Consider the following 20,814-nt stretch of genomic DNA (forward strand, 5'->3'; position numbering starts at 1 on the left):
CCGCGAGGGCTGGCTCAGGAAGCCCGGGTCAGGAGTCCCCGGGTGATACGGACCAGTTCCGCGGGAGCCGAGTAGTTCAGCGTATGCCCCGCTCCGGGCACCTCGGCCAGGCTTCCCCGCGACAGGAGCGCGGTGACCTCCTCCGCCCATGCGCGCGGCACGACGGGATCACGGCTGCCGCGCACGACCACCACCGGGGTACGCAGGTGACGCAGTTTGCGTTCGACGGGGTCGTGGAGCTGGTGGTGGAACGTCCGCCAGGCCCGGGGAAGCCCGCAGTCCGCGTAGCTGAGGGCGAGTGCGACGCCCAAGCCCGGCCGCTCCCTGGTGCGTCGCGCAGCAGGCGGACGGCCTGCCGCCAGGCCGACCGCGCGTGCCGGTCGAAAGTGGGCCCGTTCAACACCACCGGCCCGACCAGCTCGGGAGCGTGCGCCGCCAGATCCACGACGATCTGACAGCCGGTGGAGTTCGCGACCAGCGGCACCGGGCCACGGCCGGTGGCCCGCAACCAGTCGGCCAGCGCCAGCGACAGCCCGTGCACATCCAGCGTTCACGGGCGGGCCCGGCGTACGCCCGAAGCCCGGCAGGTCCACCGCCACCGTCCGGGCGTCCAGCGCGAGTGCGCAGGCGAACGGCAGCCAGTAACGGTACGAACACCCCAGGCCGTGCACGCACACCACTTCCCGGGCGCCGGACGGGCCGAGGACCGCCGCGTGGACCCGGGTGCCGGCCGCGGCCGTGAACTCGTGCGCGTGCCAGCCGGTCACCGGGCGGCGACTCGTCGGCCCGTGGCCACGGCCGCGCCCACGGCGGTCGCCGCCACGACCACGCGGCGCGCCGCGGTACGTCGCCGGCCGCCCCAGCCACCGTCGACCGAACCGGCCCCGGGCGCCGGTACATGCAGGTTCCCGTGGGTCGCGGGGGCCGGCTCCTGACGGGAGAGGTGAGCCCGGTCCACCTGGCGTGCCGCCGCCCGCTCCAGCAGTCCCGGAGCCGTCCGCGACTGCAGCGCCATGGCCCGCCCCATCGAGCCGACCACCACCTCGCGCCGGGGCACCCGGACCACGTCCACGATGGCGTGCGCCACGCGCTCGGCACTGTAGACCGGGGGCATGGCGACGACCTTGCGGCCGGTGTAGTTGGCCGCGTGCTGGAACAGCGGGGTGTCGATGCTGGCCGGCAGCACCGTGCACACGTGGATGTTCTTGGCCCCCTCCAGCCGCAGCTCCTGCCGCAGGCTCGCGCCGAGGGCCCGGATGGCGTGCTTCGACATCACGTACGCGTGGCTGTAGGGCTGGCTGACGACGCCGACGACGGACGAGACGTCGACCAGAACGCCGCTGCCCTGTTCCCGCATAGTGCGTAGGGCTGCCCGCGCTCCGTACACGTAGCCCATGACGTTGACGTCGATGACCTTGCGGAAGTCCTCCAGCGGCACTTCGGCGAACGGTCCGAACACGGTGACCGCCGCCGCGTTGACCCATACGTCGATCCGCCCGAACCGTTCCGCAGCGCGCCGGGCGAGATCCTCGACCGCTGCGACGTCCGTGACATCGGTCGGCACAACGAGAGTCTGAGCGCCCCGATGCCGCTCGCACTCCCGGGCGGCCGCTTCCAGCGCCTCCTCGCTCCGGGCGGCCAGCACGATGGCACAGCCCTTGCGGGCGAACGCCTCCGCGGTGGCCCGTCCTATACCGCTCGACGCCCCCGTGATCACTACTACCGAATCGCGCACTCTCATCTGCCGTCTCCTCAGGGATCAGGGGTGCGGGAATCCGAACGCAACCCGCAGCTCAGCCGGGTACCCCGGCCCCACTCCGTGCAACCACCGGACGCGGAGACCGCTGCATGCAATTCGGCGCCCTGGGAACGGGCGGGGGTGATGGTCGTGCCGGCGAGGTCAGCGCCCCCGCCTCTACACCGTGCCGCCGACGGGGAAACGGGCGCATGCTCGACGAGCTTCCAGGCGGACAGGGCCGAGTGCCGCAGGTAGCAGGGGCGCTTCGCGAGCGGATGCCGACCGTAGGAGTAGCGGGTGCCGGGGGTCGGAGCGAGTTCGGGCCTGAACTCACCGGCCAGTTCCGCGACTCCGCAGGGCGCATACGCACACCTTGGTGCGCGCGGCTCATCCGGACGCGGCGATGTCTGAGCACCAACCGGCTCCTCGCCCTACGGACGAGGCCCGACAGGCGGGAAGGCCGGCTCCCGAAGCGTCCGGAAGCCGGCCTTACCGAGGCTGCGGATCAGGCGGGGCGGATGTTCTCCGCCTGCGGGCCCTTCTGGCCCTGGGTGACGTCGAACGTCACCTTTTGGCCCTCCTGCAGCTCGCGGAAGCCCTGGGCGGCGATGTTGGAGTAGTGGGCGAAGACGTCGGGGCCGCCGCCGTCCTGCTCGATGAAGCCGAAGCCCTTCTCGCTGTTGAACCATTTGACAGTGCCCGTGGCCATGACCGTCTCCTTCGAGAGAAACCGGGCCGCGACCTGCGCACCCGGGAGGTGATCGCCCTGGTCCGGAGAGGCGCTGAACAGCAAGAACGCCCGTGATGGCGATCACGGGCGAACGGGACTTCGGAACCACGACTGCTGAATCACAACGCTATACCGGCGCAGCGGCAGCCGCTAGCGATAACACGGCAGCATCGACACAAGACCTGTCGGTGCACCGTCCAGCACGGCGATGTCCATGGCATCACCGTCGGAGTGCAGGATCGACGCGGCCTGCACCCACCGCTGCACCATGTCCGGGTTGAGGCCCGCCTCGAGGTAGGTGTCCACCCGTGCGGGCCACGGCTCGTGCCGCCCATAAGGAGTACGGGTGCCCCATGGCCGTGCGATTCGGTTCACCGAAGCTTCCATGCCTGCCTCCCAGCGACCACCGGCGCGCCTGACGCACCGCGCGTCATCGGTACCCCCTGACGCTGCCGAGTAACGCCGCCGAAGCCCGCCGCCGGTCACGTCCACGCGACCTCATACCGGCGTGAGGTCTGCCTGGAGGAAGGTGTCCGGTGCGTCGACCGGCAGCGGATGGCAGTGCGGAAGGGCCGTGGAGGCAGGCTGGGTAGCGCAGGGTGGTGCTGCTCGCACACCCACCGGGGACGAACGACGACTGCTGGGACCTGCTCGCGCATGGCCCTGTTCAGGCGCGGGGGCGCGGCTCGGGGGTGGTGGGGGCTGGCCGGTGAGGTTGGTGATCAGTTCGGTGCACAGGTCGCGGAGTTTGATGGTGCGGTGCTGGGAGGCGGCGGAGCGCGGGAGGAAAACCGCTCCGGCCGCCGCACAGCACGTGAACGAGCCGCAGAGCTACCCCTGCTCCACCGACACAGAGGCGGAACGCTTCTCACTGCCCTCGGACGGGTGTCCGTTGCGGAGCATGCGCAGCACCGCCCGTTCCACCGGTCCCTGGGTCGCGGGGACGCCGTACGCGCCCTCGTCACCCAGGTGAGGCAGCGCGGCGGCGACGGTCACGCCCTCCTCGTACAACTCGATCATCCGTGGGCTGATGTAGGAGGCGCGGCAGACCGCGGTGTGTTGCCGAGATACCCGGCCACCTCGCGCGCCGCCCGGGCGATGGCCCGGCGCCGGGCGCTCTCGCTGCGTGCGACGGGATGGGAGACGGACAGTGCCACGGCGGCCATGACGGTGGCGTGCCAGGTGCGGAAGTCCTTGGCGGTGATCTCCAGGCCGGCCAGTTCCTTGAGGTACGCGTTGACGTCCTCGCCGGTCACGGTGTGCCAGGAGCGCTGCTCCCAGCAGGCCAGGAGCCGGTCACCGCCGCCCCGGCGCCGCAGCAGTGCGGTGAGGCTGCGGCAGGCGGCGGGGTCCGCGACGGTCTGGACGATCTCCTTGCCGTGCTTTCCCGTGTAGGTGAACAGGACCGCACCCGCCTGGCAGCGGGAGTGCTCGCGCAGCAGTGTGGTGAGGCCGTAGCTGTTGTTCAGTTCGGTGTAGCGGTCGTTGCCGATGCGGAAGAAGCCGAGGTCGAGCAGACGTACGGCCGTGGCCAGAACCCGGTGCCGGGTCAGTCCGCGGTCCTGCAGATGCCCCTCGACGGTCTCCCGGACCGCGGGCAGGGCTTCGGCGACGTCGAGCACGTGCTCATGCCTGCTCCTGCTCCTGCTCCGCGCGGAACTGCGGGTGGTACAGGTACTGACGGCGTCCGGCGTCGTCGGTACCGACGGCCTGTAGATACCCGTTGGCCCGGGTGCAGATCCACACGTCCCGCCAGGCCGGCGGTATGACCAGTTCCCGGATCCGGGCCAGGTCCTCGGGATCGCGCAGCGGGCTTCCCCTGGGCGTCCAGGTAGCGAAAGCCGCGTCCATGGGGCAGACGGCGGAACCCGGGGTCGGTGGGACGGCTGTGGAAAAGACGCATGATCACTTGAATCGTTGTTGGTGGCTCCTGCACGCCCCACGTCCCACAGTGCGGCCTCATCAGTGTCGGCGCAGCGAAGCGGCCGGGCACGGCGCGTCAGGCCGCGGGATCGGTGGCGTCGGCCCGCACGAAGCGGAAACCGTCGTGCCGCTGTAGATCCGCCACGTTGGCGCGGGAGCCAGGTGGCCAGGTTGTCGAGACACACGACATCGGCGCCCGTGGCCAGTAACCGCCCGCACAGGTGCGACCCGACGAATCCCGCTCCGCCGGTCACCAGAGCCCGCGGGAAGACGCGTCCCCAGATCCCGCTCTCTCCCCTCTCGCCTTCGTCCGCGTGTCGACCTGAGTAACCCCGGGACGCAGTCGCATTCCGCGCCGCGAAGCGACAGAGGCCACTGGTTGTCAAGCCGCACCGGGGTGGACGAGCCGCTTCAGCCCTGTCAGTGCGTCAGTCCTGCCGGTCCTGCCGGTCCTGTCAGTCCTGCTTTCCGCGCCCGGTGAGCATGTCGCGCAGGCGGTCGACCATGCCGGTTCCGGGCGCGAGGAGTTTGTTCGCGGGCGGGGTGTCCGGCGCGGACGGGTGCGGGCGGGTGGGAGCGTGCTGCTTGGCCGAGCGGACCTTCTCGCCGAGCTCCTCCAGGGCATCGGCGGAGCAGACGTCGGCCAGCAACGGGAAGAGCCGATTCTCCTCGTCGCTGACATGCGCCGTGACGGAATTCTTCAGCCGCAGGATCAGCGTGTCGAAACGCCCGTCCCCGGGTTGGCAGTCTTCGAGCTCCTTGAGCATGCGCTCGACTTCGCCGTGGTCTGCGATCTCCTTGTCGGCGAGGTCGTCTCCCCCGTCGACGTACCGGCGCACCGTCGGGTACAGGTACTCCTCCTCCGCCACCGAGTGCCGGATCAGCTCCATGGTGAGCCGGTCCGCCAGCTCACGTCGCTGGGGGTCGGCTCCGGGCAGCGCTTCGATCTGCGCGAAGAGGTCGTCCACCTCGCGGTGGTCCGTGGTCAGTTCCTGGATGACGCTTCCGCCGTGTGCCATGGGTTGTCCACTCCTTGTCGTTCTGAGGTCGCAGGTCGACCGGCTCTGTCCAGCGCTCCACCGGCTCGGCGCCCAGCACGGATATCTGCCACCCGCGCACCGACGACCTCACGATGGTCCGCCAATTCACTCCGATGGCCGAGCGGATCCCGGCCCGTGTTCCGGAGACCTCACCCGTTGTCCCTGTGATCGATCGCCTCGACGATCTCGGTCACGTTGGCGTACTCACCGCCGTCCGGCAGCCGTCGCACGGCATCCAGGCGCCGCCTCCGGTGCGTGGTGCGCTTCCAGGACGTCCAGCACGGTCTGCCGGTCGGCCGGGAAAGCCGCTCGCTCAAGGCGGCGGGCCAGTTCGCCACGCAAGGCTTCCGCTGCCGTGTCCGCCTGAGCCTGCTCACGTTCCTCACCGGGCGGCGGCACCGGTCCGCCTGGGTCCACACGGACGTCGTCGTCCGCCGGCGGCTCGGGCTCGTACGCCTCCTCCACGTGAGTGGGCCTGCCGGACCCCAGATGACCTTCCATTTCGTGCTTCATCTCGTCGTCCTTACGGGGACTGACGGGATTGCTGCCTCGCTCCATGTCCTACACCTTCCTCTTTTTCCGTACACCGTCGTCAGACGGCGGTCGGCTCGTACGTCCAGCGCAGCAGTGCGCCGCGACCGCCTGTCTGGAGGTCCTCCGGCCCGTCCCCATCGGAAGGAGGAACGATCAGTACGTCGGCGGCGGTGACGGCTGCCGCCCGTAGCAGCGCGTCGTCGGCCCGTACCGGGACCGGTTCGTTCTCGCCCAGGGTCTGCGCGTCGCTTCGGCGCACCGCCACCTGGTCGGGCTCGCCGCCCACCCATGCCTCGCGGGCCAGGTCCGCTCCGTCGGGCCGGATGAGCAGGGTGTCGATGCGGTGTTCCCGGGCGGCTTCCGCCAGGGCCGGTGCTCCCTCCACCGCGTCCGTCGGCCTGTCGGTACCCACCGTCTGGCACTGAAGCGGTCGAGCGCCTCCTCGACGCTGCGACCGGTGTACCGCTGCCGGGCATGCTCGATGGCCTCTTCCAACACGACGGAGGAGGAGCCTGCGGCGCGGCCGCCGTGTTCGGTCCGCACCGTGACCTGGCGGACGCCCTCGGGAAGCCTTTCCTGCACGGCCGGCCGTTCGCGGGGGTCGCCGACCAGGACGACCAGGTCGGCGCCGGACTCCTCGTACGCCGAGCTCAGCGCTTCGGCGATCTCGCCGGTGTTGTGCTCCCAGGTGTCTTCGACCTTGAGCCGGAAGTGCCGCTCGGACCTGTCCGACGAGGCCGTACGGTGAACCGGCCACTGCCGCCCCTCCACCTGCCCGGCATCCTGCGGGCCGGCCGCCCCGCGCAGTTCGAAGTCGGCTCCGGTCCGGTCGACGTACGCCACGAGACAGCCCCGGGTCCTGACCGCACAGCTCCAGCAGCGGCGTCAGGCGCGGCAGAGGGGCCCAGCAGGCGATCTGGCCCTGCGGCGGCCGGGAGAGACGATGACTGAGCACCACTTCCCCTCCAGCAGCGAAGATCATTCGCCCCGCCGACTCTCCTGCGGGGCCGATGTTCGTCAGGGCGTCGCGTACCGCCTGGGTGGTCGCCGCGTCTGCGCCCTGCTCCTCCAGGGTCGCGCACGCTTCCCGCACGGACAGCTCACGCCTCTTGGCCCCCGACTCGTCGTTCTGAGCCGGATCGACGCACACGGTGGCCCACGGGCCGGCGCGATCGAAGAGCGGCTCCAGGAAAGACAGCTGCACGCTTGCTCCTCCGCTGGCTCCGGTAGTTCCGGTTGAAGCCGAGTGCCCGAGGGGCGACGTCGGACACACAGCACCACGGGCCGCGAAGTCAAAGGCAGCGAGCTCGGCCGGCAGCAGATGCCGCCGCACCGTCGTCAGAGAAGCCGGCTGGTTGACTGCCGGCGGACCGGGCACGCGATGCACGGAAGGCATGGCGCAGCACCGCCAAGCATGGCCTCGCCGTGAAGAACTCCGTCGAAGGGAAGACCTTGCAGCCCGACCAGGAACCGTCCGCACCGCAGGTCGTCTCCGAGCCCGCCCCGCCCTACGACTCCGACAAGCAGCAGCGGCCCGGCCTGGAGGCCGACATGCGCACCAGGCCGCGTTACCGGGCGAGCCGGTACCGCGCAAACGGAAAGCTGGAGGACAAGGTCGCGCTGATCACCGGTGGTGACTCTGGCATCGGACGCGCGGTCGCCCTGCTGTACGCGCGTGAGGGCGCCGACGTCGCCATCGTCCACCTGCCGGACGAGCGGGTGGACGCCGAGCAGGTACGGCGCGAGGTTCAGCAGCAGGGCCGTCACTGCCTGCTGCTGCCCGGCGACGTCACCGACCCGGCGTTCTGCCGCGAGGCCGTCGAGCGGACCGTAACCGAACTCGGCGGGCTCAACATCCTGGTGAGCAACGCCGCATATCTGAACAGCAAGCTGGAGCTGGAGCAGCTCACCGCCGAGGACTTCGACCGGACGTTCAAGACCAACGTCTACGCGTACTTCCACTTGCTCATGGCGGCCCTGCCCCACCTGAAGCCCGGGGACGCGGTCATCGCCACGGCGACGGAGGAGGCCCTCAAGGGCAGCGAAACAATGATCGATTACGCGGCGTCCAAGGCCGCGTTGATCACCCTGACCAAGTCCGTCGCCATGCACCTGGCCACGCGGGGCGTGCGCGCGAACGTGGTGGCACCCGGTCCGACCTGGACGCCGCTCAACGAGGCGGACGAGCACATGCCTCCGGACGGCCTGGCGCAGATCGGGAACGAATCACCGCTGAGCCGCGCGGCACAGCCGGAGGAGATAGCGCCGACGTACGTCTACCTCGCCTCCGACGCCGACTCGAGCTACACCGTCGGCGAAGTCATCGCGGTGACCGGGGGCATCGTCGACACCCGCTGAGACACCGACTCGAGCGACCACCATCGCCGGGCCGGACCTCCGAAGCCCTCGTTGTCAGCCCCCTGCCACCCAAATCACCGCAGTTCCTGCACCGCCGACGGCCCCGAGCGTACGTGGCAAGCCGCCACACCGGCCCGCGTGCGCATCTCCCGGGCTGCTCCCGCGAGCGGAAGGGCTCACGATGGAGACATGAGCGGGTCAGCCATGGCGCCGATCCGCGTCGTCGGCCGGTGGGGCTTCGTCTCATGGCTCCGGGCAGAAGCCCCGCCAGGATGCTCCCCGGCGGGGCCTCGCCCTATCACCGGCGCTGTCACACGTCGGTCACCAACTATGCCGATTCCCCGGACCGCGATGCCCTCGCGTCGGTGTCGCCGCATCCGCCGTCATGCTCCTGTGGCGGTGACGCGACGGACAACCGCCGTCGCCCAGCGCCGACGGCCCCGGGATCGCCTTGCCGCTTCAGTCGTCGCCCCGCATGCTGACGTCGCCACCAGAGGCCTGCCCCTCCGAAAAGTGGCGATTCCCTCCACGGACGGTTCATCAGCCGCTCCCAGTTCCCTGGGGCGGGGAGCACGCGAAGGTCAGCGGGCAGGGCTGTTCCACAGCTGTGTCTGGGATACGGATGCCCTGCGCGACGACGTCCGTGATCACATTGGTGGGCGTCTCAGCCCGGGCGGAGTGCTGATCATCGACGACACCGACTCCGTCGAGGAAGGCATTTCGATCTGCCCGGAGAGACCGGTGCGGACTTCGTAGAACTACCCGGTGCCCAGGTCCCCGCCGATGAACTTGGCGAACCGGCCGCCTCCACGAGGGGATCGAGCCGGCCGGGGCTGTCCTCCACCCCGGCAGCCAGTGCGGCGGCGGCCCGGAAGTCGCTGGTCGCGTATCCGACAGGGCGGGTACTGGGCCAGCGACAAGTCCGAATGCTGGAGCGTCAGTCGGTCGACATGGCGGCCAGCATGGCGGCCGGGTAGCGGCTTCCCGCGGAACCCTGGGGCAGGATCGTCGTGATGTGCTCGAGGTCGGCGTCGGTGAGTTCGACCTCGACGGCACCGGTGTTCTCCTCCAGGCGCGCGGCGTTGCGGGTACCGGGAATCGGAACCACGTCGTCGCCCTGGGCGAGCAGCCAGGCCAGTGCGAGCTGGGCGGCGGTGACGCCCTTGGCGGCGGCGAGCTTCTTCAGCTGCTGCGTGGCGTGCAGGTTGTACGTGTAGTTCTCGCCCTGCCAGCGCTCGTCCCAACTGCGCATGTCGTCCGCCGGGTACTCGGCGGCGGGCTTGACCACGCCGGTCAGGAAGCCGCGGCCCAGTGGGGAGTAGGGCACCAGGCCGATACCCAGCTCGCGCAGGACCGGCAGGGTCTTCTCCTCCACCTCACGTTCGAAGATCGAGTACTCGAACTGCAGAGCCGTGACCGGGGTGACGGCATGGGCGCGGCGGATGTACTGCGGGCCGACGTTGCTCAGGCCGAAGTACTTCACCTTGCCCTCGGCGATCAGTTCGCCGACGACACCCGCGACTTCCTCGACCGGCACCTCGGGGTCGGAGACGTGCTGGTAGAAGAGGTCGATGTGGTCGGTCTGCAGGTAGCGCAGGCTGTTCTCGGCGACCTTGCGGATGTGCTCCGGTCGGCTGTCGAACCCCGCACCGATCTGCTGCGCGGTCATGTCGTAACCGAACTTGGTGGCCAGGACCACCTCGTCACGGAAATCCTTCACGGCCTTGCCGAGCAGGATCTCGTTGCTGCCGGTGCCGACGCCGTACAGCTCGGCGGTGTCGAAGAAGTCGATCCCGAGTTCGTGCGCACGGCGGATGGTGGCGATGCTCTCCTCCTCGTTCGAGGAGCCGTAGGCGAGGGTCATCCCCATGGTGCCGAGTCCGAGCGCGGAGACGCGAAGGCCTTGGGAGCCCAGGTTGCGGTGATGCATGAGTTTTCTCCATACGTAGCTGCCAGCCGGGGCCATCGCCAAACCAGACTGTTTGGTTTGAGTGTAGGCGCCAGCCGACGACAATGCCAAACCAAACAGTTCGGCCGCTTATCCTGGTCGTATGCCTCGCCCCACCACCGACCCGACCCCCGAGCCCGCTGCCCCGGAAGGCTCCGACTCAACCCGTGAACGAATCGTCACCGCCGCCAAGGACGAGTTCGCCCGCCACGGAATTGCCGGCGCCCGGGTGGACCGCATCGCCAAGCAGGCCAGGACCAGCAAGGAACGCGTCTACGCCTACTTCCGCGGCAAGGAAGCGCTCTACGGCCACGTTGCAGCCAAGGAGCTGACCGAGCTCGCAGAGGCCACCAGGATGGATCCGGCCGACCTGCCCGGCTACGCGGGCCGTCTCTTCGACCACTTCACGGCCCGCCCCGATCACCACCGCCTGATCACCTGGGGACGCCTCGAACTGGCCGACTCGGCTGTCGCCGACACCGGAGCCGATCCCACAAGAGCGGCCATCGCCCGCAAGCTCGACCAGCTCCGACAGTCACAGCAGACCGGACAGCTCGACCCCGCCTGGGACCCGGTCGATGTCCTCGCCCTGATCAACCAGATCGCCACCACATGGGCCGCTCAGCCCGAGATCGGCGCGGCGGCCGCCGAACAGGCTGCGGACCCGTCCATCGCCGCTCGCCGTGCCGCAGTGGTGGCCGCGGTCGAACGCCTCTTCCCACGCGTGAAGCGGGGACGCGCGGGCTGACCGGTTCGGGATCGGCTTTTGGGCGCTGTGCGCTCACCGCCACGACGGCCGGGGACTGCCGTGCCCTGACCGCGGCACTTGTTCTACGGCCGGGGCAAGTCCGGTCAAGGTCAGCCCGAGGTGGACCACACCGGGGCAGAGGAGCCTGCCACCTCGAAGGGCCGCTCCCAGAACAGCGGGGTCTCCTCGATCACCACAGGGAACTGGAGCCGCTTCACCGGGCGGCCGTCACCACTGACGAAGATGCGGTCCTCGTACGGCCCTTCGAGGGGCAGCCGGATCTCCGGTTCCTCGGCGACGTGGCCCGCGCTGATCAGCATCGCGGCGGTCCGGGCGAGCGAGAGACGGGAGACCGAGCCTTCACCTGTCCTCACTCGGTGCGTCAGCCCCCGGATCGCGGCTGCGGCGATCTGGTATCCGGTCGCGAAGTCGAGTGCCTCGACGGGCAGGTGCCGGGGCCGGTCGGCGCCGACGAGCCTGCCGAGCGCGTTGATCGGTGTCCTGTTCTCCGGGTCGGCGAGGGCCCAGGCCGTCGTCGCGTCGGCGAGGCCGCTGCTGAACTGGACGAGGGTGTCGAAGCCTCTGCGGTCCTGCCACGGCCCCGTCCAGCCGTACGCGTTGAGTGCCACTTCCACCAGGCCGGGTCGTACGGCGGCACGGACCTCCGGGGCGACGAGGCTGTCCAGACCCCCGGGGCGGTATCCGTGGACGAGTACGTCCGCCTCGGACAGCAGCTTGAGGAACCGGTCGCGGCCGTCCTCGGTCCGCAGATCGAGGAACGCCCACCGCTTGCCCAGCATGATGTCGCTGCCCCGCCCGAAGACGCCGCTGCTCTCGTCGGAGCCTGGTCGGTCGATGCGCAGCACCTCGGCGCCGCCGGCCGCGAGGAACCGGGTCGCCATCGGTCCGGAGATGACCCGGGTGAGGTCGAGTACGCGGATGCCGGCCAGCGGACGTCCCGGTGTCGGCTTCCAGGAGTCGCCGCCGGCTTCACCCGTCTCGATGTGCACGACGGCTTCCGTGGCCACGGCCCGGCCCTGAGCATGTCGTCGCCATTCCTCGACCGAGCGGCTGACCGCGACGGCCGCGCCCGCGTCCACCAGGAGCCGCTCGACGTCCTCCGCGGGATGCTTGCGGATCTCGGTCTCGAACTCGCCCCGGTCCTCCCTCGTTCCGAGTGCGCGCGCGATGCGGGAACGCAGCGTCGGAAACGTCGCCTGCATGCGAAGCCATCGGTCGTCGGCCGTCTGGAACTCGCACATCCAGGTGTGGGGGACGGGCTGCCGCGTCGAGGGGTCGAGGGGCTGAGAAGGGCCGACCGGCAGATCGAACCACCCGCCGGCAAGTACCCGGTCGACGCTTACCAGCGGTCCCCCACCGCCGCCCGTGGTGAGGAGATCGCTGAGGGCCAGCCCGGCTGCGGCGAACGACGCCGCGGCCAGGTCCGTCACCGCGAACGGCGACCGCAATGCACCGTGTCCTTCGAACCTCACGCGGTCCAGCGCTTCCTTCTCCCCTCCCAGCGAGTCCCAGATCTCGGAGAGGAATCCCCGCGCGGCGGGGTGATCGGAGTCATTCATCGCGCCGTCCTTTCGGTGGCCGCCGGTGCAGGGAGCTGCAGGGCCTTCGGCTGGAGGAACTCCTCCAGCCCGTGGACGCCCAGTTCACGGCCGTTGCCGGACTGCTTGTAGCCGCCGAAGGGCGCGAGCAAATTCAAGCGTGCGCCGTTGATGTGGACCATGCCGGTGTCCAGGCGGCGGGCGAAGGCGACGGCGCGTTCCTCGCTGGCCGAGAACACCGCTCCGGACAGGCCGTACAGGGAGTTGTTCGCGATCCGCAGGGCATCCTCCTCGTCCGCGTACGGCATGACGACGATGACCGGGCCGAAGATCTCCTCCTGCGCGATGGTCATGTCCTCGGTGACATCGGCGAAGACGGTGGGGCGGACATAGTAGCCAGCGGGCAGGCCGGTCGGCGGCTCGACGCCGCCGGTCACCAGCCGGGCGCCCTGGCCGACGCCGTCAGCGATGTAGGCGCGTACCCGGTCACGCTGGGCCGCCGAGGCGACCGGGCCGACCTGGGTCCGCTCGTCGGCGGGATCGCCCACGACCGTGCTCTCGGCCGCCTCTCGGGCCAGTTCCACAGCGCGCTCGTAGAGATCGCGGTGCACGAGCATCCGGGTCCACGCCGTGCACGTCTGACCCGAGTTGCTCAGGACGTTGGCCACCCCGTCGCGGACCGCGGAGTCCAGGTCGGCGTCCGGCAGGATGATGTTGGCGGACTTGCCGCCGAGTTCGAGTGCGACCTTCTTGACGGTGGCCGCCGCGAGTTCGCCGATGCGCTTTCCGGCTCGGGTCGATCCGGTGAAGGAGACCATGTCGACGTCCGGATGGGCGACCAGTGCCTCACCGGCGACGGAGCCGATGCCCGGCACGAGGTTGAAGACACCGGCAGGGAGTTCGATGGCGTCGACGATCTCGGCGAGGAGGTAGGCGTTGAGCGGGGTCACCTCGGACGGCTTGAGCACGACGGTGCACCCCGCGGCCAGGGCGGCCGCCACCTTGGCGACGACCTGGTGGAGCGGATAGTTCCACGGGGTGATGGCGGCGACGACGCCGACCGGCTCCTTGACGACGAGCGAGGTGGCGATGCGCTCCTCGAACTCGTACGTCTCCAGCAGCCGGGCGTACGACTCGGCGACCGCGATCGGCAGCCCCGCCTGGACTCTTGATGAGAGCTGCCGCGGTGCGCCCATCTCCGCGGTGACGGTCGTGGCGATGTCGTCGGCGCGCTCCACCAGCCCCTGGTGGAGCCGGTCCAGGAGGGCCTTGCGTTCGGCGGGGGTCGTGCGGGACCAGGCGGGCAGCGCTGCGCGGGCGGCGGAGACGGCCGCGTCGACGTCCTTCGCGGTGGCGGCCGGCACGGTGGCGATGACCCGCTCGGTGGCCGGGTTGACCACCTCGGTCGTCTCGTCGCCGCAGGGGCGACGCCAGGCGCCGTCGATGTAGAGGTTCTTGTGCTCGAGCACGGTGTCGGGAACTCCCTTGTCGTGGTGGCGCATGTCAGTGGCGGCCGAACATCTGCGGGTTGCCCTCGTCGATCCAGACGGACTTGGTCTCGGTGTAGTCGTCGAGTGCGTCGGGGCCGAGTTCGCGGCCGATGCCGCTCTGCTTGAACCCGCCGAAGGGCACTGCGTAGTGGACGACGCGGTAGGCGTTGACCCAGACCGTGCCGGCGCGCAGCCGCTTGACCATGCGGTGGGCGCGGCCGATGTCCCGGGTCCACACAGCGGCGGCGAGACCGAAGTCGACGTCGTTGGCGAGCCGGGCCGCGTCGTCCTCGCCGCTGAACCGCACGACACTGGCCACCGGCCCGAAGATCTCCTCCTGGGCAAGCCGCGAGGAGTTGTCGACGCCGGAGAAGACGGTGGGCCGGACGAAGAGGCCGCGGGCCAGTTCCGTGGTGGAGGCGTCCCGGACGCCGCCGGCGGCCAGGCGCGCCCCTTCGGACTGTCCGATGTCGATGTAGTCGAGGACCTTGTCGAACTGGTTGCGGCAGGCGAGCGGGCCCACGTCGGTCGCCGGGTCGAGCGGGTCGCCCAGGACCAGCTTGTCCGCAGCCGCCGACAGGGCGTCGACGAACTCGTCGTACACGCTGTCCTCGACCAGGACCCGGGATCCGGCCATGCAGGTTTGCCCCGTCGCCGCGAAGATGCCGCCCATGGCGCCGTGCACGGCGTTGTCGAGATCGGCGTCGGAGAAGACGATGTTGGGTGACTTTCCGCCGAGTTCCAGGGTGACCCGCCCGATGCGGGGTGCGGCGGCGTTGAGCATGGCCTTGCCCGCGGCGGTGGAGCCGGTGAACGCGATCTTGTCGACGCCGGGGTGGCCCGTCAGCGCGGCGCCGGTGGGCTGCCCGAAGCCGGTGACGACGTTGACAACGCCCTTGGGGTAGCCGGCCTGCTCGCAGAGTTCGGCCAGGCGGAGGGTGGAGGTGGGGGTCACCTCGGACGGCTTGATGACGAGCGTGCATCCGGCCGCGAGCGCGGGGAACAGCTTCCACGACAGCAGGGTCAGCGGTGAGTTCCACGGGGTGATCGCCGCGACGACGCCGACCGGTTCGGGCACGGTGTATGCGGTGAAGCCGGGGTGGGCGGGGAGGGTGGAGCCGTGGTGGTTCTCCGCGAGCCCCGCCACGTAGCGGGCGTGGGCCGCCATGGCCCGCGCTCCGGGCAGCATCTCGCTGATGAGTTTGCCGTTCTCGTGGATCTGGATGAAGGCCAGTTCCTCGGCGTGCTCCTCGATCAGGTCGGCGAGCTTGCGCAGCAGGCCTGCGCGCAGTCCGGCAGGGGTGTGGGACCAGCCGTCCTCGTCGAAGGCCCGCCGGGCGGCGCGTACGGCCCGGTCGACGTCCTCCGCGGTGGCGGCGGGGACGCGGCCCCAGGAACGGTTCTCGTACGGGTCGAGGCAGGAGAAGGTCTCGCCGTCGGAGGCGGAGACCCACTCGCCGTCGATGAGCATCAGGTAGTCGCGGTCCATCCCGGCCGGGAAGCGCTCCGAGCGTGAGGAGGCCGCTGGGGCCGCCGTGTGGTCCGTCATTTCTCGTTTTCCCATCTGAGTGGTTCTCCGCGTGGCTCAGAGCAGTTGCTTGAGGGGGACCGACAGGTCCCGGAGCGCTTCGGGGGCGACCCGGGCCCGTGCCGCGACCAGCTTTCTGGCGGCGGTGAAGTCCCGGGGGCTGCAGACCACGTCTGCGGCGCGGACCTGGCCCTGTTTGAGGTAGAAGGCCGCGAACGACCGCCCGGTCTCGGTGGTGCCACGGATGACGACCTCGTCGTAGCCGGTGGACAGCCCTGTGGTCTGGAGCTTGACGTCGTACTGGTCGGACCAGAACCACGGGATGGCGGTGTACGGCTGAAGGCTGCCGGTCACGGTGGCGGCGGCGACCCGCGCCTGTTCGGAGGCGTTGGGCACCGACTCCAGTCGGCGGCGTCCGCCGTGCTCACCGCAGGGGTGGCTGGTGCAGTCGCCGATGGCGAGGACGGCGGGGTCCTCGGTCCGGCAGTGCTCGTCCACGACGATGCCATTGTCGACGGCGAGTCCGGCCTGCTCGGCGAGTTCGGTGTTGGGGACCAGGCCGATGCCGACGAGGACAAGGTCGGCGTCGATTCGCTCGCCGCTCTTGAGTTCCACGGCGGCCACCGAGCCGTCGGGGGCGAAGGCGAAGCCGGTCACCGCGGTGTCGACGCGGATGTCCACGCCTTCCTCGGTGTGCACCCGCTGGTAGAACGCGGAGACCTGCGGCGCGGTCACCCGGGCCAGGACACGGGGGAGCGCCTCCAGAACCGTCACGTCAAGGCCGAGTTGCCGGGCGACCGCGGCCACTTCGAGCCCGACGTAGCCGCCGCCGACGACGACCAGCCGGGCGCCCGGCACGAAACGGTGCCGCATGGCGGCCACGTCGGCGAGGGTCCTGAGGTAGTGGACGTTGGGCGCGTCGTCGAGTCCGGGGGCGGGCAGTCTGCGCGCCCGCCCGCCGGTGGCGAGCACCAGGTGCGCGTACGGCAGCCGCTCACCGTCCGCGAGGACCACGTGGCGGGCGGTCCGGTCGATCGCGGTCACTCGGGTGCCGGTGCGCAGGTCGATGCCCTGCTGCTCGTACATGGCGGGCGGCCGGATGTGCAGGTCCTCGGCCGTGGCCTTGCCGGACAGGTACGCCTTTGACAGCGGCGGGCGGGCGTAGGGGTAGCCGGGTTCCTCGCCGACGAGGGTCACGGGGCCCTGGTGGCCGCCCATGCGCAGGGCGGCGACGAAGTCCGCGCCGGCCTGACCGCCGCCGACCACGACGATACGGTCGGTCGCAGTGGGTTCGATGTGCATGGTGTGCTCCCCCGGTCCTACTTCTGGGTCGTCGGGATGTGCACGACGATGCCGTCGAGCGAGGCGTCCAGCGTGATCTGGCAGCACAGTCGGCTGGCGTCGGTGGGCTCCTCGGAGGTCGCCTCCAGCATCTCCTCCTCGTCCTCCGAGCGCGCGGACAGCGCCCCGAGCCACTGCTCGTCCACGAAGACGTGGCAAGTGGCGCAGGACAGCTCACCGCCGCATTCGGCGACGATGCCCGGCACCAGGTTGGCTGTGGCGGCCTGCATGACAGAGGCTCCGTCGGCGGCGTCGGCCTCCTGCTTGGTCCCGTCCGGACGGACGAATACGACACGGGGCATGGCGGTCTCCTGATCAGGTTGCGCGGGTGCGGGGTGCGGGAGAGGGGTCAGTGGGGGAACGACGGCCGGTCGACGCCGCCGAGGAGCGCGTCGAGGGTGTCGTCGTCCAGGTGCTCCGCGTTGTCGCCGAGGGCGGGTGCGGGAGCGGGGTCGGGCGGCGTGTGGCCGTGCAGGATCATGGGGAATCCCTTCAGCCACTCCGGGACACGCAGCGCAGCGCGGCGCTCGCGGTAACGGGGGTCCCGGGCGCGGTCTGCCGCGGTGTTCACGGGCACGGCGGGAACACCCGCGCGGCGCAGTCGCGCCACGGCCTTGTCACGGGGGTGCCGGGCCGTCCACTCCGAGATGGCCGCGTCGACGGTGTCCTGGTGGTTCAGCCACCAGTTCTCCGGCTCGTGGCCGGGCAGTTTGGTGATCACCTCGGCCAGCGCCCGGCGGTGACCGGCGCTGGTGCAGGCGATCGCCAGCCAGCTGTCGGGCTCCGCGGTGGGATAGGTGTCGTGAGGGGTGGCGCCAGGGCGGCGGTTGCCGTCCGGGGCGGGCAGCCGCCCCGTCCAGACGTACTCTCCGAGCTGACCGGCCAGGGTCCAGGCGACGGCCTCCCGCTGCGAGACGTCCAGGTGGATACCGTGCCGGCCGCTGGTGACGGCGTCCGCGACCAGGGCGGCGCCGACGAAGGACACCATCTGGTCCGGGTAGTTGACATCGCCGCCCGACCACATGGGCCGCTCCCCCGGGTAGCCCGTGACGGCCGCGAGGCCGGAGAGCAGGTCGAGGGTCGAACCGAAGGAGCCGTACGAGGCCTCGGGCCCGAAGACGCCCTGACTGGACAGGGACAGGTAGACCAGATCGGGGTTGAGTCGGTGGGCGGTGGCGTAGTCGACGCCCATGCGGGCGGTGACGCCCACCCGGAAGTTCTCGACCAGGACATCCGCCCTGCGGATGAGCCGGTGAGCGACGGCCCGGCCGTGTTCGGTCTTCAGATCGAGGCTCAGACCGCGCTTGCCGGCGTTGTTGGAGGCGAACATCGGCGAGGCCGGTGCCTGTGCCCCGGCCGCCCTGTCTGCGCTGCCCGGCATCACCCACGCCCGGAACGGATCCGGGCGGCCCTGCGACTCGATCTTGATCACGGTCGCGCCGTAGTCGGCGAGCAGCCGGCTCGTGGCCGCCCCGGCTGTGATGGTGCCGAAGTCGAGAACGACCAGACCGTCCAGGGGTGCCGCGTCCCTGTGCCGCGCGGCCACGCGCGCACGCGGCGTGCGGACCGCCACCGGTCGTGGCCCGGTCGTGAGACTGCCACCGTCGTCGCCCAACCGGGGTGCCACGACCGTGGATGAGGTCGCCCCAGGCACGGTCCACGGGAGGCCGACCACGGGGGCGTCCCTGCGGCGCATGCCGGGCGGAAGGACGAAGCCCCTGGTACGGAGCTGTTCGTCGGCCATCAGCCTCTCGGCATCGGCGGCATGGCCGAAGGGCAGTCCGAGGCGCTGCGCCTCGGTGTACAGCTCCACGGCCTCACGGCTTGCCGCCGCCTCCGCGATCACGGCCCACCACTCCTGCGAGCGCCGGGCACGCTGCTCGGGGTCGTCGAGGCCGGGTGCGCTCAGGCGCGGGTCGCCGAAGAGCTCGACGAGGGCCGGCCACTGGTGTGCGGAGAAGATCACTCCGACCCAGCCGTCCTTGGCCCGCACCACGCGCCAGCCGCCCTGCGAGGAGCCCGCACGCTTCGAGGCCCCACCGCCGAGATCGTGGAGGACGTCGCTCTTCCAGTCCATAGAGGCGGCGACGTCACTCAGAGCGACCTCGACGACGTCGCCGTGTCCCGTGCGGTCACGGTGGCGCAGGGCGAGCATGGCGCCGTACAGGCCGACGAAGGCGGCCGAGTGCGCACTCTGTTCGCCACCCAGGCTCAGCGGGCGCCGATCCGGCTCACCGACCATGGTGGCCAGTCCGCCGTACGCCTCCGCCAGGAGGCTGTCGCCGATGCTCTCGGCATACGCTCCGGTGAGCCCGAATGCGGTGAGCGAGACCGTGACCAGCCGGGGGAACCGTTGCCGGAGCTGGTCAAAGTCCAGGCCCTCGGCGGCCGCCGCGGCCGGCGTGAGATCGGTGATCAGGACGTCGGCCGTGGCGAGCGGGCTCGTCTCGTCGGCGGCCAGCTGCTCGGGGCGGAGGACGGCGCTGCGCTTGCCGGCGCCCAGGGCCGCGAAGGTGAACTCCCTGGCCCGCAGCGGCGTGCCGGTGGGCGGTTCGCACAGCAGCACGTCGTGGCCGAGGGCGGCGAACAGGCGTCCGCACGCCGCTCCCGCAACCGACTCGGTGACCTCGACCACCCGGAAGGTGCGCTGCCCGGACATCAGCCCTGCCCCGGGTTGCGCTCGCCCGACCGGAACCGGCCGAGGCCCTCGGCCAGAGCGGTGCTGCGGGCGCGGAGTTCATCGGCGATCTCATGCCCGTAGGAGATGGCCTCGGTCCACTCGGAGATCTCGCCGGGGATCTTCCACAGCGCCTTCTTCGACCATTCCAGCGCGGTCGCGTCGAAGGAGGCGACGCGTTCGGCGAGGGCGGTGGCCGCTGCGTCGAGTTCCTCCAGGGGAACGGCGAGGTTGACCAGCCCCCACTCCGCCGCCGTGGGGCCGTCGATGCGCTCGGCGGTGAGCACCAGCCAGGCCGCGTGCTTGGGCTTGAGCCGCAGTTGGGCGGCCGGGCCCGCGAGGGTCGGGTAGAGGCCGAAGCCGATCTCCGGCATGCCTATCTGGGCTTCGTCGGCCGCGACAGCAAGGTCGGCAACGTTGATCAGGGTGGAACCGCCGCCGAGGGCGATGCCGTTGACGGCGGCGATGATGATGGCAGGGTGGTTGCGGATCTCCTCCTGCACGGCCGCCCACTCACTGCGCCGGTCGAGTTCCGCGTCCCCGGTGCTGACGTCGCCCTCCTTGAGGTCGACGCCGGCGCAGAAGGCGGGGCCGTTGCCGGTCAGGATGATCACCTTGGAGCGGCCCCGGCACTCGTCGAGAGCGCGCACGATCCCTACGCGGGCCGCCCGGTTCATGGCGTTGCGCTTGTGGGGGCGGTTGAAGCGGATACGGGAGATCCCGTTGTCCAAGTGCTCGATGAGGACGACCTGTTCCGTCTCCGCCGGGGAGGTCGTGGTGGCGTTCATCCGGACACCACCTTGAACTTCGGGATGGCCCGGTCCTCGGAGATCTGCTCGAAGACGACCTCCAGCGGCATGCCGCACTCCAGATGCTCCGGCGGGTCGAGGAGGGTGGTCATCAGATGCGGCCCCTCCTCCAGTTGGGCGAAGGCCACCAGGTGGGGAACCTCGTCGGCGAAGGCAGGGAAGTACTTCTGGTGCATGACGATCCAGGACCACAACGTGGCCCTGCCGCTGACGGCTCGCCATTCGAAGTCCTCGCCGAGGGTCACCGGGTCCACCGGCGACTCGGGGTAGCGGGGCGTTCCCGAATCGCCGTACTGGAGCCGGAGTTCACCGGCGAGGGTGCCCTCCCAGAAGGCACGGTTGGCGTCCGTGACCGGTGGGAGCATCTCGATGAGTTTCTGGTTGTCCATGG

17 protein-coding genes and 4 pseudogenes are annotated in these 20,814 nt (G+C 70.5%); 2 read left to right on the forward strand and 19 right to left on the reverse strand.

Going from position 1 to position 20,814, the window contains the following annotated elements:
- Positions 1-14 precede the first annotated feature (14 nt).
- From JIX55_RS51150 to JIX55_RS50795, 10 genes and pseudogenes are all read right to left on the reverse strand, one after another.
- Positions 15-767 (reverse strand): alpha/beta fold hydrolase, encoded by a 753-nt coding sequence (locus JIX55_RS51150; protein WP_257561349.1) that lies wholly within the window; start codon positions 765-767, stop codon positions 15-17.
- A complete protein-coding gene (locus JIX55_RS01320; RefSeq protein ID WP_257561350.1) occupies positions 764-1,741 on the reverse strand; it encodes an SDR family oxidoreductase in 978 nt (325 codons plus the stop codon). The genes JIX55_RS51150 and JIX55_RS01320 overlap by 4 nt, the downstream gene beginning before the upstream one ends.
- Before the next feature lie 502 nt (positions 1,742-2,243).
- Complete coding sequence (locus JIX55_RS01325; RefSeq protein WP_184907816.1) at positions 2,244-2,447, reverse strand: cold-shock protein; 204 nt, start codon at positions 2,445-2,447, stop codon at positions 2,244-2,246.
- 198 nt (positions 2,448-2,645) lie between these two features.
- Positions 2,646-2,855, reverse strand: a pseudogene (locus tag JIX55_RS01330) (hypothetical protein); the annotation flags it as partial.
- A 444-nt stretch (positions 2,856-3,299) separates the two neighbouring features.
- A pseudogene (locus tag JIX55_RS01335) lies at positions 3,300-4,371 on the reverse strand (DNA topoisomerase IB).
- A gap of 99 nt (positions 4,372-4,470) precedes the next feature.
- Positions 4,471-4,675, reverse strand: a pseudogene (locus JIX55_RS50785) (NAD-dependent epimerase/dehydratase family protein); the annotation flags it as partial.
- 171 nt (positions 4,676-4,846) lie between these two features.
- A complete protein-coding gene (locus JIX55_RS01345) occupies positions 4,847-5,410 on the reverse strand; it encodes a hemerythrin domain-containing protein (protein WP_257561351.1) in 564 nt (187 codons plus the stop codon).
- Between the two features lie 225 nt (positions 5,411-5,635).
- Positions 5,636-5,989, reverse strand: coding sequence for a DUF2795 domain-containing protein (locus JIX55_RS01350; RefSeq protein WP_257561352.1), 354 nt, complete (start codon positions 5,987-5,989; stop codon positions 5,636-5,638).
- A 34-nt stretch (positions 5,990-6,023) separates the two neighbouring features.
- The gene (locus JIX55_RS50790; RefSeq protein WP_306820146.1) at positions 6,024-6,377 is read right to left on the reverse strand and encodes a hypothetical protein; all 354 of its coding nucleotides are present in this window, start codon (positions 6,375-6,377) and stop codon (positions 6,024-6,026) included.
- 59 nt (positions 6,378-6,436) lie between these two features.
- Positions 6,437-6,808: pseudogene (locus tag JIX55_RS50795) on the reverse strand (baeRF2 domain-containing protein); the annotation flags it as partial.
- 582 nt (positions 6,809-7,390) lie between these two features.
- Here JIX55_RS50795 and JIX55_RS01360 point away from each other — a divergent pair.
- Positions 7,391-8,323, forward strand: coding sequence for an SDR family oxidoreductase (locus JIX55_RS01360; protein ID WP_257561353.1), 933 nt, complete (start codon positions 7,391-7,393; stop codon positions 8,321-8,323).
- A 937-nt stretch (positions 8,324-9,260) separates the two neighbouring features.
- On the opposite strand, the gene JIX55_RS01365 is transcribed toward JIX55_RS01360, so the two are convergent.
- On the reverse strand, positions 9,261-10,253 hold the full coding sequence (locus JIX55_RS01365; RefSeq protein ID WP_257561354.1) for an aldo/keto reductase: 993 nt from the start codon (positions 10,251-10,253) through the stop codon (positions 9,261-9,263).
- A gap of 121 nt (positions 10,254-10,374) precedes the next feature.
- Between JIX55_RS01365 and JIX55_RS01370 the strand changes: the two genes are divergently transcribed.
- Positions 10,375-11,019: a TetR family transcriptional regulator gene (locus JIX55_RS01370; RefSeq protein ID WP_257561355.1), complete on the forward strand. Its 645-nt coding sequence runs from the start codon at positions 10,375-10,377 to the stop codon at positions 11,017-11,019.
- Between the two features lie 110 nt (positions 11,020-11,129).
- Here JIX55_RS01370 and JIX55_RS01375 read toward each other — a convergent pair whose 3' ends face one another.
- The 8 genes from JIX55_RS01375 to JIX55_RS01410 are packed head-to-tail and all read right to left on the reverse strand — an operon-like array spanning position 11,130 to position 20,812.
- Entirely contained in the window at positions 11,130-12,599 is a 1,470-nt protein-coding gene (locus JIX55_RS01375) for a CoA transferase (protein ID WP_257561357.1), read from the reverse strand.
- Positions 12,596-14,047: an aldehyde dehydrogenase family protein gene (locus JIX55_RS01380; protein WP_257561358.1), complete on the reverse strand. Its 1,452-nt coding sequence runs from the start codon at positions 14,045-14,047 to the stop codon at positions 12,596-12,598. Before JIX55_RS01380 ends, JIX55_RS01375 begins: the two co-directional genes overlap by 4 nt.
- 34 nt (positions 14,048-14,081) lie before the next feature.
- A complete protein-coding gene (locus tag JIX55_RS01385; RefSeq protein ID WP_257561359.1) occupies positions 14,082-15,617 on the reverse strand; it encodes an aldehyde dehydrogenase in 1,536 nt (511 codons plus the stop codon).
- Positions 15,618-15,653: 36 nt separating this feature from the next.
- On the reverse strand, positions 15,654-16,898 hold the full coding sequence (locus tag JIX55_RS01390) for an NAD(P)/FAD-dependent oxidoreductase (protein ID WP_257561360.1): 1,245 nt from the start codon (positions 16,896-16,898) through the stop codon (positions 15,654-15,656).
- 17 nt (positions 16,899-16,915) lie between these two features.
- A complete protein-coding gene (locus JIX55_RS01395) occupies positions 16,916-17,239 on the reverse strand; it encodes a 2Fe-2S iron-sulfur cluster-binding protein (RefSeq protein WP_257561361.1) in 324 nt (107 codons plus the stop codon).
- Positions 17,240-17,286: 47 nt separating this feature from the next.
- The gene (locus JIX55_RS01400; protein ID WP_257561362.1) at positions 17,287-19,596 is read right to left on the reverse strand and encodes a CaiB/BaiF CoA-transferase family protein; all 2,310 of its coding nucleotides are present in this window, start codon (positions 19,594-19,596) and stop codon (positions 17,287-17,289) included.
- Positions 19,596-20,402, reverse strand: coding sequence for an enoyl-CoA hydratase/isomerase family protein (locus JIX55_RS01405; RefSeq protein ID WP_257561363.1), 807 nt, complete (start codon positions 20,400-20,402; stop codon positions 19,596-19,598). The genes JIX55_RS01400 and JIX55_RS01405 overlap by 1 nt, the downstream gene beginning before the upstream one ends.
- Positions 20,399-20,812: a Zn-ribbon domain-containing OB-fold protein gene (locus JIX55_RS01410; protein ID WP_257561364.1), complete on the reverse strand. Its 414-nt coding sequence runs from the start codon at positions 20,810-20,812 to the stop codon at positions 20,399-20,401. The genes JIX55_RS01405 and JIX55_RS01410 overlap by 4 nt, the downstream gene beginning before the upstream one ends.
- Positions 20,813-20,814 lie beyond the last annotated feature (2 nt).

The organism is Streptomyces sp. DSM 40750 (genome assembly GCF_024612035.1).
GTDB lineage: Bacteria > Actinomycetota > Actinomycetes > Streptomycetales > Streptomycetaceae > Streptomyces.

Excerpts from the sequence above, each read along its gene's own strand:
- JIX55_RS01320 (WP_257561350.1), bottom strand. The coding sequence starts at position 1,741 with ATGAGAGTGCGCGATTCGGTAGTAGTGATCACGGGGGCGTCGAGCGGT.
- JIX55_RS01325 (WP_184907816.1), bottom strand. The coding sequence starts at position 2,447 with ATGGCCACGGGCACTGTCAAATGGTTCAACAGCGAGAAGGGCTTCGGC.
- JIX55_RS01345 (WP_257561351.1), bottom strand. The coding sequence starts at position 5,410 with ATGGCACACGGCGGAAGCGTCATCCAGGAACTGACCACGGACCACCGC.
- JIX55_RS01350 (WP_257561352.1), bottom strand. The coding sequence starts at position 5,989 with ATGGAGCGAGGCAGCAATCCCGTCAGTCCCCGTAAGGACGACGAGATG.
- JIX55_RS01365 (WP_257561354.1), bottom strand. The coding sequence starts at position 10,253 with ATGCATCACCGCAACCTGGGCTCCCAAGGCCTTCGCGTCTCCGCGCTC.
- JIX55_RS01370 (WP_257561355.1), top strand. The coding sequence starts at position 10,375 with ATGCCTCGCCCCACCACCGACCCGACCCCCGAGCCCGCTGCCCCGGAA.
- JIX55_RS01375 (WP_257561357.1), bottom strand. The coding sequence starts at position 12,599 with ATGAATGACTCCGATCACCCCGCCGCGCGGGGATTCCTCTCCGAGATC.
- JIX55_RS01385 (WP_257561359.1), bottom strand. The coding sequence starts at position 15,617 with ATGACGGACCACACGGCGGCCCCAGCGGCCTCCTCACGCTCGGAGCGC.
- JIX55_RS01390 (WP_257561360.1), bottom strand. The coding sequence starts at position 16,898 with ATGCACATCGAACCCACTGCGACCGACCGTATCGTCGTGGTCGGCGGC.
- JIX55_RS01395 (WP_257561361.1), bottom strand. The coding sequence starts at position 17,239 with ATGCCCCGTGTCGTATTCGTCCGTCCGGACGGGACCAAGCAGGAGGCC.
- JIX55_RS01400 (WP_257561362.1), bottom strand. The coding sequence starts at position 19,596 with ATGTCCGGGCAGCGCACCTTCCGGGTGGTCGAGGTCACCGAGTCGGTT.
- JIX55_RS01405 (WP_257561363.1), bottom strand. The coding sequence starts at position 20,402 with ATGAACGCCACCACGACCTCCCCGGCGGAGACGGAACAGGTCGTCCTC.
- JIX55_RS01410 (WP_257561364.1), bottom strand. The coding sequence starts at position 20,812 with ATGGACAACCAGAAACTCATCGAGATGCTCCCACCGGTCACGGACGCC.